Raw genomic sequence first — 12,435 nt, 5'->3', positions numbered from 1 at the left:
GCCTCTCATGCGCTCAAGGGCGCAAGGTGGGAGGTCTCGACGTCGATGCGGTGCCGCTCCTGGAGCACGCGGGCCGCGTCGTCGATCTGGGCACGAGTGGTATCGGCGTCCCATCCGAGAACCGGGGCCGCCGCCTCGGCGACCTCGGCGAGGGTCTCGGCGGTGACACCACCGACGAAGGCGATGTGCGTGCGGCGCAGGAGCAGATCGATGAGCGTGACCACCTCCTCGCGCTCGGCCAGGAAGGCGATCTCCTCCGCCGAGTAGCCCGGGGCGTGCTCAAGCGGACGCTGGTTGACCGGCAGCGTTGCGAGCATCTCGGTGGCGTAGGTGCCGTAGCGCTCCAGCATGCGATCGGCGAACGCGGCGCTGTGCGCTCCACGATGGGCCTCGAGCCAGCGCGAGCGGTCGGAGTCGGTGCGCGGGTATCCGGCGCCGCCGCCGATGGCGAGATCGAGCGTCGAGATCCGGCGCGGACGCCCGAGCGCGGCGAGCACCTCGGTGGACAGGTGCTCGGCGAGAGCACGGAAGGTGGTCCACTTGCCGCCGACCAGGCTCATCACCGGAACGCCGTCGGCCCCGCCCAGGCGCGCCTTCTCGATGCGGTAGTCGCGCGACACGAAGCCCGGCGCGAGGTCGTCGTGGCGCGGCAGCGGACGGATGCCCGAGAAGGTGTAGACGATCTGCGAGCGGTCCACCGTGATGTGCGGGAAGACCTGTGCGATGAGGTCGAAGAAGTACGAGATCTCGTCGTCGGTGCAGACGGTCGGGGTCGAGGGGTCGGCGTCGATGTCGGTCGTGCCGACCATGACGCGGCCCTTGAGCGGGTAGATCAGCACGATCCGACCGTCGGCCGCCTCGAAGAAAATCTCGTTGCCGCGGGTCGCCTCCAGCAGCTCCGCATTCTCGAGGACGATGTGCGAGCCCTTCGTGCCGCCCATGAATCGGGTGGGGGTGCCCAGAGCGTCATTGGTGATGTCGGTCCAGGGGCCGCTCGTGTTGACGACGACGTCGGCGGTGAAGGGGAACTCCTCGCCGGTGACGGCATCGTGGATGATGACCGCCTTCCCGTCAGCGCCGACGACGGGCGCGTAGTTCGCGGCGCGCGCGGACTCCTCCCGGGCGCCGTCGCGCAGCACGTCGAGCGCGAGCCGCTCGGGGTCGTGCATCGAGGCGTCGTAGTAGGTCGCGGTGTAGCGGAACCGGTCGTCGAGGTCGGGGAACAGCTCGCGCGAGCGGCGACGGCCGTGGAAGCGGTGGCGCGGCACGGCACCCCCGTCGCGCGAGAAGGTGTCGTACATGACGAGACCGAGCTTGATCAGCAGCGCACCGCGCTCGCTCGGCTTGCCGCGGCCGTGCGTGACGAGCAGACGGAAGGGCGCAGTGAGGATGCCCGAGATGGTGCGGTGGATCGGAATCGTCGTGGGCAGCGGGCGCACGAAGTGGGGCGCGTTGCGCACGAGCCGGTTGCGCTCGGTCACCGACTCCTTCACGAGGCGGAACTCGCCGTTCTCCAGATACCGCACACCGCCGTGGATCATGTGGCTGGATGCCGAGGACGCGCCGCTCACGTAGTCGTCGCGTTCCACGAGGGCGACGTCGACGCCCTGCAGCGCGAGGTCGCGGAACGTCGCGATGCCGTTGATTCCACCCCCGATGATGAGAACTTCCGCGTGGGGGCGGTCCTTCAGGGCCTGGATGTTCGGACGGATCGTCGCCTTCGACTCGGTCATCGCTCTTCCTTCCGCGGCTTCGCAGTGTCTCGCCGCGCGTTTTTCACGGTGGAACGGATCTACACTGAAACGTCGGTGAACGAACGCGCAAACGATCTGAACATACGTGCATCGTAGCCCGCACTCTGCACGAATGTGCATGATCAGGAGGACCCGTGAGCATCGAGACCGACGCCGAGGCGCGAGCCCGTGACGCGCTGCACGCCGCACAGCTGTATTACGTGCAGGACCAGACGATGGAGCAGATCGCCGCCGAGATGAAGCTGTCGCGATCGTCGGTCTCGCGCCTGATCGCGCACGCCCGTGAGATCGGCCTGGTGGAGATCACGGTTCATTCGCCGCAGGAGGCCACGAGCGTCGTCGCCCGCCGACTGTCCGAGCGCTACGGCATCTCCGTGCATGTCGTCAGCACGCCGCCGCGCTCGACCGACGCCGAGCGTCTGGAGCGCACCGCGCGCACCGCGGCGCACGTCCTGTCGACCACGCTCGACCCGCAGGCGAGCATCGGCATCGCCTGGGGCGCGACGGTGTCGGCGATCGCCCGCCACCTGCCCACCAAACGGTTGCACGAATCGCAGATCGTGCAGATGAACGGCGCCGCGAACGAGTCGACCTCCGGCATCAGCTATTCGGGTGCCATTCTGGAGCGCTTCGGCCAGGCGTTCGGCACGGACGTCCAGCAGTTTCCCGTTCCCGCCCTGTTCGACGACCCGCACACGAAGCAGCTGTTGTGGCGCGAGCGCTCCATCCGCCGCGTTGTGGACGCGCAGGCGCGCGTGCAGGTGTTCGTCTTCGGGCTGGGCTCGCCGCAGGCCGACGTTCCCTCGCACGTCTATGCGGGCGGCTACCTGACCGGGGAGGACCTGCGGATGCTGCTGCGCGACGGCGTCGTCGGCGACTGCGCCACCGTGTTCTACCGGCTGGACGGCTCGACCTCGGGCATCGAGCTCAACGACCGCTCGAGCGGGCCTTCCTTCGACGTCATCCGCCGCATCCCTCGTCGCCTGTGCGCCGTGTCGAGCCTGTCCAAGATCGATGCGCTGCGCGGCGCGCTGGCGGCGGGGCTGATCACCGAACTGGTCGTCGAGGAGGCGCTCGCCCGCCGCATCGTGGAGCTGCCGCTCAACGCGGGCCGAGGATGAAGTTCCACGTGCCCGCAGCGATCGCGACCGACACGGAGAGCGCCGAGATCGCGACGCCGACCGTCACGAGCATCCACTCCCGCCCGCCGAAGCGAGAGACGCGCGCCCACGTGCGGGGGCCGGGGGCGCCGAACCCGCGGGCCTCCATCGCGGTGGCGAGCTTGGAACCGCGCCGGATGGAGAGCACGAGCAGGGCGAACGCCATGCCGGCGAAGCGTCGAATCCGACCCTGATCGGCGATGCCGCGGGCCCGGCGGGCGAGTTCGAGAGCCCTCCAGTCCTCGAGGAACAGTCCGACCATCCGCAATCCCGCCAGCGCACCGAGCACGAAGCGCGCGGGCAGGTGCCAGACCTGGGCGAGCCCGTCGGCCAGATCGGTCGGATCGACGGTGACGAACAGCACGACCGAGGGCAGAGCCACGGCCAGCACACGGAAGAACGTCGCGACGGCGAGCGCGAGCGACCCCTCGCTGATGCGCACGACGAACCACTCGGCATAGATCTGCCCGGACGCCGCACCGTAGAGCGCGATCGTCAGGGCCGTCAGGGGCGCGGCCAGCCACACCGGCCACGTCCGCATCCAGAACTCGCGCCAGCGCAGCCCCGCGAACAGGAAGAGGACGCTCTCCAGCGCGAGCGCGACCGCAGCCGACACCCAGTCCAGCGTCACGATCAGGGGCAGGGCGATCACGGCGCTGGCGGCGAGCTTGGCGACCGGGTTGAGCTGTGCGACGATGCCGGGCCGGGTGCGCGTGTTCGCGGCAAGCAGGCTCATGCCGCCGCCTCCGCACCCAGGGCGAAACGGCGGGCGTGGAGCGCGTCGACGACGGCGTCGTCGTGGGTGATCGCCACGATCGCCGATCCGTCGTCGCGCAGGCGCGCGAGCAGCGCGACCAGCTCCGCCCACGTGCGCGCGTCCTGACCGAAGGTCGGCTCGTCCAGCACGAGCACACGCGGGGCGGTGGCGAGGACGGCGGCGACGGTGAGTCGGCGTTTCTCCCCTCCCGACAGCGTGTACGGGTTGGCGGCGGCCAGCGCGGTCAGCCGCAGGCGCTCCAGGAGCTCGTCGACGCGGGCGGCACAGGCGGCCGCGTCCATCCCGAGCGCGCGCGGCCCGACCTCGAGCTCGCCGCGCACCGACCGGGCGAGCAGCTGGTGCTCCGGGTCCTGGAAGACGGTGCCGATGCGGGTGAGAAGCTCACGTGAGCGCCACGCGATCGGCGCCGGCGCGGCCCCGGCGGCGAGCGGCGTGGAGGCCGACAGCTCGCCGGATGCCGGGCGCAGCAGTCCCGCGAGGGTGAGCCCGAGCGTCGACTTGCCGGCGCCGTTGGGCCCCGTGATCGCGAGCACCTCACCGGCGCGGACCTCGAGATCGATGCCGGTCGCGACCGGCACGCCGCGCACCCGCGCAACGGCCAGCTCCCGCGCGCGCAGCAGCCCCTCCCCCGCGCCGGCAGCGGGCGGGGGAGGAACGGCCGGAGGGATGCCGGGAACCCAGACGCCCGCATCGGCGAGTTCCGCGCCCCGCGCGCCGAGCACGCTCTGCGGGGAGCCATCGGCGAGAAGGCCGTCGGCCCCGAGCACGATCACCCGGTCCACGAGGGGCAGCCAGACATCGACGCGATGCTCCACGACCACGAGCGTCGCCCCCGTGGCGTCGAGGATGCGTCCCACGGCGTCGCGGACGTCGGCGACGCCCACCGGGTCGAGGTTGGCGGTCGGCTCATCCAGCAGCAGCAGCCCCGGGCGCATGGCCAGCGCGCCGGCGAGGGCGAGCCGCTGCTTCTGCCCGCCCGACAGCGCGTGCGTGGGCCGGTCGATGCCGACGTCCAGCCGCACGGCATCCAGTGCGGCGTGCACCCGCGGCCAGATCTCCTCGCGCGGCACGCCCAGGTTCTCGCATCCGAAGGCGACGTCGTCGCCCACCCGCGCCAGAATCACCTGCGCGTCCGGGTCCTGCAGCACGAGGCCCGCCCGTCCGCGCGCCGCCGCGGCCGGTGCCCCGTCGATCAGCAGCGCTCCCGCCGACTCTCCTTCTTCGTCGCCGCCCAGCACCCCGGCAAGTCCCTGGAGCAGGGTCGACTTGCCCGCGCCGGAAGCGCCGAGCAGGAGCACGCGCTCACCCGGGTCGATGCGCAACGAGACGTCGCGCACCGCCCAGGCCCGCCGTGACGCATGTCGCCAGCCCCATCCGTGGGCGCTGACCGCTGCCGGCGCGACCGATCCGCCGAGGTCGACCGCCACGTCAGACGAGGTCGCGGCGTTCGCGCCCCACGGCGAAACGATCCAGCGCACCGGTCGCGGCAAGGCCCCGGGCGAGCACCCACGACAGGGCTCCGGCGATGACGGCGCCCGAGAGGGTGGTGCAGATCATGTAGATCACGGTGAACGCGGCGTCGGCCCCGGCGTACCAGAGGATCAGGTTGTTGATGCCCCCCGCGATCGCCGCGCCGGCTCCGGCGAGGATCGCGACCGGCAGCTTCCACGCCCGGTAGAGGAACAGCAGGAAGACGAGCTCGGCTCCGAGCCCCTGGACCAGCCCGGCTTCCAGAGTGAGGAAGCCGCCCCACTGGTTGCCGACGAGGGCGGAGACGACGGCAGCGAGCGTCTCGGTGTACAGCGCCGCTCCGGGCTTGCGGATGATGAGCGCTCCGAGCACGCCGGCGAACAACCACGGACCGTCCAGCAGGCCCTGCATGCCGGGCAGCAGCGGGTCGAGCAGGCTCTTGGGGCCGAGGTAGCCGATGTTCCAGAGCAGGAAGATCAGGCCCGATGCGACGCCGATGACGCTGGCGACGACGATGTCGACGACTCTCCAGCGCAGACGGCCGACACCGATGCGGGAACGGGATGCCGCGGCATCCGACGAGGTGGCGGTGGACGGGGACGCAGACGCGTGCATATTCTCTCCTCCCTGCGCCGGCATGATCCGGATCAGGTTCGACGGTCGAAGCGTGGATCGCTTCCTCTCAGCCCGGCTCACCGGACTCCCGTGGTTGTGCGCTCGAGTATAGCGGCGAACGGGTACGTTGGGCGGGTGACCTCGGACGACGCGCCCCCGCCGTCGCGCCGCGCGCTGCGGGAGAGCACCGCCCCGACCGACACCATCGTCGTCCGCAATCGCGCGGGCCGCCGCGCGCTCGCCTGGGTCGACGACGAGACCGTCACCGACGCGGTGGACACGTCGGCGGCCTCCACCGCCGCGCCCGACCTGCTGCAGAGGCGTCCGCGGCGTTCGCCCTTGCGCGCCGGCGTGGTCGTGCCGCTGCTCACCGCTGTCGGTGTCTGCGGCGCCTACGCGGCCGCGACGCTCCTGTGGCCGCTGTGGGCCGTGGCGCCGACCGTGCGCGAGATCACGCCCGACGGTCCGGTGGCCACCGCGTCGGCCGTGGCGTGGCCGTCCGCGGGCGCCGGCGCCGTCGGCGTCGCGGGATTCGAGGCCGTCGCGGCATCCTCGAGCGCACCCGTCTCGATGGCGAGCATCTCCAAGGTCGTCACCGTCCTGATGATCCTCGACGAGATGCCGCTGAGCGTCGGACAGCCCGGGCCGGAGTTCACCTTCACCTCGCGGGACCGCCAGACCTACTGGGACTACCTGGCCGACGACGAATCGGCACTGGATGTGCCCGTCGGTGGCACGCTCAGCGAGTACCAGATGCTGCAGGGCATTCTGATGGGCTCGGCGGGCAACTACACCAAGCGACTCGCCAGCACCCTCTGGCCGACCGACGAGGTCTTCGCGCAGGCCGCACGGGCCTGGCTCGACCGGCACGGCCTCGGGGCGATCACACTGTCCGAACCGACGGGAATCGACCCCGCCAACACCGCCGAGCCGGCCGCCCTGGTCACCCTGGCACAGATCGCCCTCGCCCACCCGGTGGTCGCGGAGATCGCCCGCACCCGCACGGTCGAACTGCCCGGCGCGGGCGAGGTCACCAACACGAACGATCTGCTGAGCGATCCCGGCGTCGTGGGCCTGAAGACAGGCAGTCTGGCGGCGTTCTACAACCTGCTCGCCGCGAAGGACATCACCGTCGGCGCCACGCCGGTGCGCGTCTATGCCACCGCGCTCGGCCAGCCCACGGCGGAGGCGCGCGATCAGGAGACGGCGCGTCTGCTGTCCGAGGTCACCGCCGAGGTCTCCACACCCCTCACGCTGCCGGCCGGCACGCTCGCCGGCGTCGTGAGCACCGCCTGGGGGGCGACGGCGAACATCGTGACGGATGCCGACGCGGCCGTGATCCTCTGGAACGGCGCGGCCGCGACCACGACCACGACGCTCGATCTGGGACAGGCCCGCACGGCGAACGCCGCCGTCGGGCAGGTGCTGGTGCGCGGCCCCCTGGGCGGGGCCACCGTCGGGGTGCATCTGACCGCCGACATCCCCGACCCCGACGCGTGGTGGCGTCTCACCCACCCGCTGCAGCTCTGGGGACTCGCGACCTGAGCCCGCCCGCGGCGGCGTCAGAACGGCCAGATCAGCGGAACATAGAGCACAGCCACCGCGAGGTACACGAACATCAGCGGCAACCCGAGCCTGCCATAGTCGCCGAATCGATAGCCGCCCGGCTGCATCACCATGAGGTTCGCGGGCGTCGCGACCGGAGTGAGGAATGCCGCGGCTCCGGCGACGGTGAGCGCCATCATGAACGGCTGCACGCTCACCTCGAGCGACTGCGAGATCGCGACGGCGATGGGGATCACGACCAGGACGGTGGCGACGTTGGAGATGAACTGTCCGAGCACCATCGTCAGCACGCAGAGCACCAGCAGCGCCAGATGGGGTGAACCGGTGCCGATGACGCCGAGAACGGCGCCCGCGACGACGTCGGCGGCGCCCGTCGACACGAAGGCGGAAGACAGCGGGACCATCCCGGCGATGAGGATGACGGTGGTCCACGAGATGGCGCGATAGGTCTGCGGAACGCTCAAGACCCGCGTCAGCACGAGTGCGCCGGCCGCCAGCAGTCCCGCCACGGCCGCGGGAACCAGTCCCGTCGCGAGCAGCACGACCATCACCGCCAGGATGCCGATGGCCCGTTTGGCGCCCCGGCCGAGGGGAACCGCGCGCTGCAGGATCTGGGGAGGTGTGACGGCGATGACGTCGGGCGATTGGGTGTAGCGCATCAGCGCAGCCCACGGCCCCTGCACCAGCATCGCATCGCCCGCGCGCAACACGAGCGATCCGGCGACACCGGTGCCGCGTGAGGCATTCGGCCCGTCCTCCTCGCCGCGGCGGACGGCGAGGATCACCAGGTTCTGCTCGCTCGTGGTCATGCCCGCGGATGCGGTGCGCCCGATGAGGCGCGAACGGGGCGAGACCAGCACCTCGGCGACGCCCTCGCGCACGCTGAACAGGCGGCCGGTGTCGAGGTCGACGTCGTAGCTGTCGCGGAGGGTCTGAGCGTGCGCGCGCGGATCGGGGGCGAGATCGGTCAGACGTTCGGCAGCACGAGACGGCAGCAGCCGTCCTCCGCCGAGCGCGACGATGACGACGGTGCACACCACGAGAGGGATGCCGGCGAGCGCGAACTCGAAGAAGCCGAACTCCCGTCCGCCGGCGGAGACGGCGGCCTCACTGACCACGATGTTCACGGGGGTGCCGGTGAGCGTGAGCAGCGACCCCGCACTGGCGGCGAATGCCAGCGGGATCAGCAGTTTCGACGGGGCGATACCGGCACGTACGGCGACGACGACCACGACCGGCAGCAGTGCGGCGACGGCGCCGTTGATGGAGATGAAAGCGGTGAGAACGGCCGCCAGAGCGCCGATGACGACGGTGAGACGGGCCCTGCCCGCGCCCGCGCGGGTGACGACCTGATGGCCCAGCCAGGCCGTGACACCCGTGGCATCCAGCGCTTCACTCACGACGAACAGCGACGCGATGAACAGCACCGTGGGGTCGCCGAACCCGGCGAACGCCTCGCCGAGGGTGAGCACCCCGGTGGCCCAGAGCGCGAGCGCGACACCCACGGCGACCAGTGCCAACGGCACCTTGCCGCTGACGAACGCGATGACCGCGAGCGCGAGGATCACGAAGGTCCAGCCGGCGGGGTCCATGCCCTCACCCTAGACGGCGAGCAGAAAGCCCCTCAGACGAAGCGCACGGTCTGCTGCAGGCGCGTGCGCACGTCGAACAGCTCGTTGCCGCCGATGTCGCGGGCGCCGGTCAGGCCCCGCCGGAGCACCGTCGCCAACGCCGAACGGGCGACGACCGCCACCGGCAGCGAGCGCACCTTGCCGATCTCCTCGATCGCGCTGACGACGTCGTCGTCGGGCAGCACGACGATCGCGCCGCTGAAGCGGACACGCGCCGCGCGCGCCAGCACGCGCGCCCCCGTGACCAGGTCGGCGATCGGAGAACCCTCGACACCGTCACCGATCAGCTCACCGCGGCGCAGTCGCACCGGCCCACCGAGATCCTCACTGAGCAGAGCGTAGAGGCCGCTCGGTCCGAGCACGATGTGATCGACCTTCACGGACGCATCACGCGGGTCCACGGCGACGTCGTGCCACACCGTGTACCCCATTCCCAGGTCACCGATGACACGCGCACTGGCTTCTTCGGCGAGGGCATCGGCGAGCATCCGCTTCAGCTCGCGCGGGGCCGCGCGCACCAGCGCCGGGTCGTACGGGTCGGGCAGCGCGGTGCCGCGCCCCGCCCACTCGCGGATGAGATCCAGATAGCGCTCGCGGCGCCAGCCCCCGGGTTGACCGAACGAACGCGCCCGCGGGCGCGTGTCGGCCGGGCGCGACGGCGGACGCCAGCTCGTGCCGGCGCCGCTGCCGTCACCGTCCGGACCGTATGACGGCGCCGAGGCGCCGAAACCGTGACCGCGATCGTAGGCGCTCCGGGCATCCGGCGTGCCGACGAGCTCCCACGCGCGCTGCACCTGGACGAAGAGCGCGGCATCACCGCCGGTGTCGGGATGGGTCTGACGCAGCCGCAGGCGATACGCCTTGCGGAGCTCGTCGTCGGCGGCACCCGCGGCGACCCCGAGCACCTCGTAGGCGGACGCGGAAAGGGGACTGTCGAACACGGGACCTCTCAGCGCTTCTCGTTGCGACGGGCGTACGCCGCAGCGCTGCGGCTGGACAGGGCGAGCAGCACGAGGATGTCGAGCGCCAGGGCGGGCAGCGTCGTGAACAGCGTGATCTCCTGATCGCGCGCCCACCAACTCGCGAAGGCGCTGGCGATGGACAGGGTGGCGACGCTCATCACCGCGACGCGTGCGAGGTTGCTGCCGAAGAACAGCAGGATCACGCACACGAGCTGGATCACCACGGCCGCACCGAGCACGACGAGCAGGACCGCGAGAGAGGCGTCGGCCAGATCAGGGGTGACATCGCCGCCGTCGAGATCGAGGACGATCTGGCTCGCGTACCCCGTCCAGTTCACCGCGAGCTCGACCATCGAGGCGATCCCGACGAGCGCGCTCAGCAGCACCAGCGCGGCACCGGTCACCGTCGTCGACGGCCGCGGCATCTTCGGGTCATGGGCGATCGGCTGCAGCAGCCGGGTCACCGGCTCGTAGGACGGCCGCCGCTCGGGCCGCACGTGCCGCTGCCCGCTCATGCGACGGCCTCCGCGGAGATGCGCACGGCGCGCACGTCGACCACGGGCAGGTCGCCATCGGTGCGGATGCTGTCCCCGCCGCCGTTGCGGGCGTGGTAGCCCGTGGAGAAGTCCGCGATCACGTCCACCCGCACGGCCGGCTCGCCGGTTCGGAGAGTGGCGACGATGTGATCGCGCTCGACGTCGGTGTCGGCGTCGATGCGGTGGGTGACCTGCAGGGTGAACAGCGACAGCCCGACCGAGGTGTCGAACGTGCCCGCCGCCAGCCAGTCGACGCGGCGGCCCCCCGGCAGCAGCCACCCGTCCGGACATTTCCAGAAGCGCACGTGGTGGCGCTGCGCCGGGTTGCCGTCGACCTCTTGCTGATAGGCGAAGTCCTGCTGACGGCCGAAGAGGAACAGGGGGCTCACCGGGGCTTCGTGGTAGCTGCGGCGACGCAGGGTCGAGGTGACGATGCGCCAGGACGACGCGAAGGTGACGGGATCGGCCTTGGTCCACCCCGAGGCCCGCATCGCCCGCTCGATCTGCTCGCCGTCTCCCAGGAAGGCGAGGTTCACAGGGTCGCCGAGAAGCCCGTCGCTCGTACGGGCGCGACCGATGAAGTAGTCGGGCACGTAGATCGTCGTCAGGATCCGGTGCAGTCGGGGCAGCACGAGGTAGGCCAGCAGCAGCCAGAACAGCAGGAAGCCGAGGATGCCCCACCACCCGACCGCGAAGCTCTCGGTGAAGCCCAGATAGGCGAGCCAGATGGCCGCCAGCCCCGCGAAGACGAAGAAGAACTGGTCGATCGCGACGCCGATCGACCACCTGCGGTGCGCGCGCGTGCGCGTCATCGCGGCGCCCACAGCGCCAGTGGCGGCTCGAACGCCAGCGCCCGCTCGGCCAGCCCGTCCTCGAGGTCGGCGAGCGCGGCCGGATGCCAGTGCGGGTCGCGGTCCTTGTCGACCAGCTGCGCCCGGATACCCTCGGGCAGATCGGGCTGCGTCTGGGCGAACCACAGCACGAGGCCGTACTCCTGCGCGAGCGCGGCGCGAAGATCCGGCAACCGCCGGGCGGCACGGACGGCGGCCAGCGTGACGGTCAACGCGGTGGGCGCGAGCGCCGCGAGCGTCTCGGCGGTGGCCACGGCATCCGCCTCGGGCCGCGCACGCAGCCGCGCGATGATCTCGGCGACGGTGTCGGCCGCGAAAGCGTCGTCGATCCACGGACGGGCCGCGACGAGCCGAGACGGCCCCGACGTCTCGTCGAACAGCAGCACGATCTCGGCCGGGGTCCCGGGGTCGGCACGATCGGCCAGCGCCGCGCGCAGGTCTCCGATCCGCTCGCTCGGCACCAGCGCATCGGCGAAGCCGGCAGCGAGGGCGTCCGCGGCATCCATCGCCTCGCCGGTCAGCGCGAGGTACTCGCCGAGCCGTCCGGGCGCATGCGCCAGCAGCCACGAGCCGCCCACATCCGGAGTGAAACCGATCCGTGTCTCGGGCATGGCCAGGCGCGAGCGTTCCGTGACGACACGGACCGCCGCATGGCCGGCCAGCCCGATGCCACCACCCATCGTCACACCGTCGGCGACGACGACGATCGGCTTCGGATACGTGGCGATACGCAGGTTCAGGGCGTACTCGGCGCGGAAGAAGTGCGCGGTCTCATCGACCCGGCCGGCGACGATCCACTCGCGAAGGCCCCGCACGTCTCCCCCGGCGCACAGGCCCCGCTCGCCCGCACCGTCCAGCAGCACCACCTCGATGTCGGCGTCGTGCTCCCAGCGGTCCAGGGCGGCGGAGATCGTCTGGATCATGCCCAGGTCGAGTGCGTTGATAGCCCGCGGACGGTTGAGGGTCAGGTGGCCCACTCCCCGGACGGTGCGGACCAGCACGGTGGGTTCGGCGGCATCGCTCACGCTCGCAACGTTACCCGCGCCGTCGGTCTCGGCGCCTCCCGCGCGGGCACCCGGCCGGCGCGGGCCGATCGGGCAGGATGGAGGCAA

General features: G+C 71.4%; 11 protein-coding genes and 1 riboswitch. Of the genes, 2 read left to right on the top strand and 9 right to left on the bottom strand.

Annotated elements, in window-relative coordinates:
• Window positions 1-5 precede the first annotated feature (5 nt).
• Entirely contained in the window at window positions 6-1,733 is a 1,728-nt protein-coding gene (locus tag HMPREF1529_RS05985; RefSeq protein ID WP_016464113.1) for a glycerol-3-phosphate dehydrogenase/oxidase, read from the bottom strand.
• A gap of 155 nt (window positions 1,734-1,888) precedes the next feature.
• On the opposite strand from HMPREF1529_RS05985, the gene HMPREF1529_RS05980 reads away from it, so the two are divergent.
• On the top strand, window positions 1,889-2,875 hold the full coding sequence (locus HMPREF1529_RS05980; RefSeq protein ID WP_005047847.1) for a sugar-binding transcriptional regulator: 987 nt from the start codon (window positions 1,889-1,891) through the stop codon (window positions 2,873-2,875).
• Here the strand turns inward: HMPREF1529_RS05980 and HMPREF1529_RS05975 are convergent.
• From HMPREF1529_RS05975 to HMPREF1529_RS05965, 3 genes are all read right to left on the bottom strand, one after another.
• Window positions 2,856-3,650: an energy-coupling factor transporter transmembrane component T family protein gene (locus tag HMPREF1529_RS05975; RefSeq protein WP_005047850.1), complete on the bottom strand. Its 795-nt coding sequence runs from the start codon at window positions 3,648-3,650 to the stop codon at window positions 2,856-2,858. The two genes, HMPREF1529_RS05980 and HMPREF1529_RS05975, sit on opposite strands and share 20 nt — an antisense overlap.
• Window positions 3,647-5,029 (bottom strand): ABC transporter ATP-binding protein, encoded by a 1,383-nt coding sequence (locus tag HMPREF1529_RS05970; protein ID WP_005047851.1) that lies wholly within the window; start codon window positions 5,027-5,029, stop codon window positions 3,647-3,649. The genes HMPREF1529_RS05975 and HMPREF1529_RS05970 overlap by 4 nt, the downstream gene beginning before the upstream one ends.
• Window positions 5,030-5,120: 91 nt before the next feature.
• The gene (locus tag HMPREF1529_RS05965; protein ID WP_005047853.1) at window positions 5,121-5,777 is read right to left on the bottom strand and encodes an ECF transporter S component; all 657 of its coding nucleotides are present in this window, start codon (window positions 5,775-5,777) and stop codon (window positions 5,121-5,123) included.
• A riboswitch (TPP riboswitch) is annotated at window positions 5,770-5,879 on the bottom strand. (Overlaps the previous gene by 8 nt.)
• A 33-nt stretch (window positions 5,880-5,912) precedes the next feature.
• Here HMPREF1529_RS05965 and HMPREF1529_RS05960 point away from each other — a divergent pair.
• Window positions 5,913-7,322: a D-alanyl-D-alanine carboxypeptidase gene (locus HMPREF1529_RS05960; protein ID WP_232212066.1), complete on the top strand. Its 1,410-nt coding sequence runs from the start codon at window positions 5,913-5,915 to the stop codon at window positions 7,320-7,322.
• A gap of 17 nt (window positions 7,323-7,339) precedes the next feature.
• Here HMPREF1529_RS05960 and HMPREF1529_RS05955 read toward each other — a convergent pair whose 3' ends face one another.
• The 5 genes from HMPREF1529_RS05955 to HMPREF1529_RS05935 are packed head-to-tail and all read right to left on the bottom strand — an operon-like array spanning window position 7,340 to window position 12,348.
• Window positions 7,340-8,935 carry an SLC13 family permease gene (locus HMPREF1529_RS05955; RefSeq protein WP_016464111.1) on the bottom strand — a complete coding sequence of 532 codons (1,596 nt, stop codon included), beginning with the start codon at window positions 8,933-8,935 and terminating at the stop codon, window positions 7,340-7,342.
• Between the two features lie 32 nt (window positions 8,936-8,967).
• On the bottom strand, window positions 8,968-9,915 hold the full coding sequence (locus tag HMPREF1529_RS05950; RefSeq protein WP_016464110.1) for a J domain-containing protein: 948 nt from the start codon (window positions 9,913-9,915) through the stop codon (window positions 8,968-8,970).
• An 8-nt stretch (window positions 9,916-9,923) separates the two neighbouring features.
• The gene (locus HMPREF1529_RS05945) at window positions 9,924-10,451 is read right to left on the bottom strand and encodes a hypothetical protein (RefSeq protein ID WP_016464109.1); all 528 of its coding nucleotides are present in this window, start codon (window positions 10,449-10,451) and stop codon (window positions 9,924-9,926) included.
• Complete coding sequence (locus HMPREF1529_RS05940) at window positions 10,448-11,284, bottom strand: LssY C-terminal domain-containing protein (protein ID WP_016464108.1); 837 nt, start codon at window positions 11,282-11,284, stop codon at window positions 10,448-10,450. Before HMPREF1529_RS05940 ends, HMPREF1529_RS05945 begins: the two co-directional genes overlap by 4 nt.
• The gene (locus HMPREF1529_RS05935; RefSeq protein WP_016464107.1) at window positions 11,281-12,348 is read right to left on the bottom strand and encodes an enoyl-CoA hydratase/isomerase family protein; all 1,068 of its coding nucleotides are present in this window, start codon (window positions 12,346-12,348) and stop codon (window positions 11,281-11,283) included. The genes HMPREF1529_RS05940 and HMPREF1529_RS05935 overlap by 4 nt, the downstream gene beginning before the upstream one ends.
• Between the last annotated feature and the right edge of the window lie 87 nt (window positions 12,349-12,435).

The organism is Microbacterium sp. oral taxon 186 str. F0373, from assembly GCF_000411455.1.
Taxonomy (GTDB): Bacteria; Actinomycetota; Actinomycetes; order Actinomycetales; family Microbacteriaceae; genus Microbacterium.
This window is presented reverse-complemented; position numbering and strand designations above follow the sequence as displayed.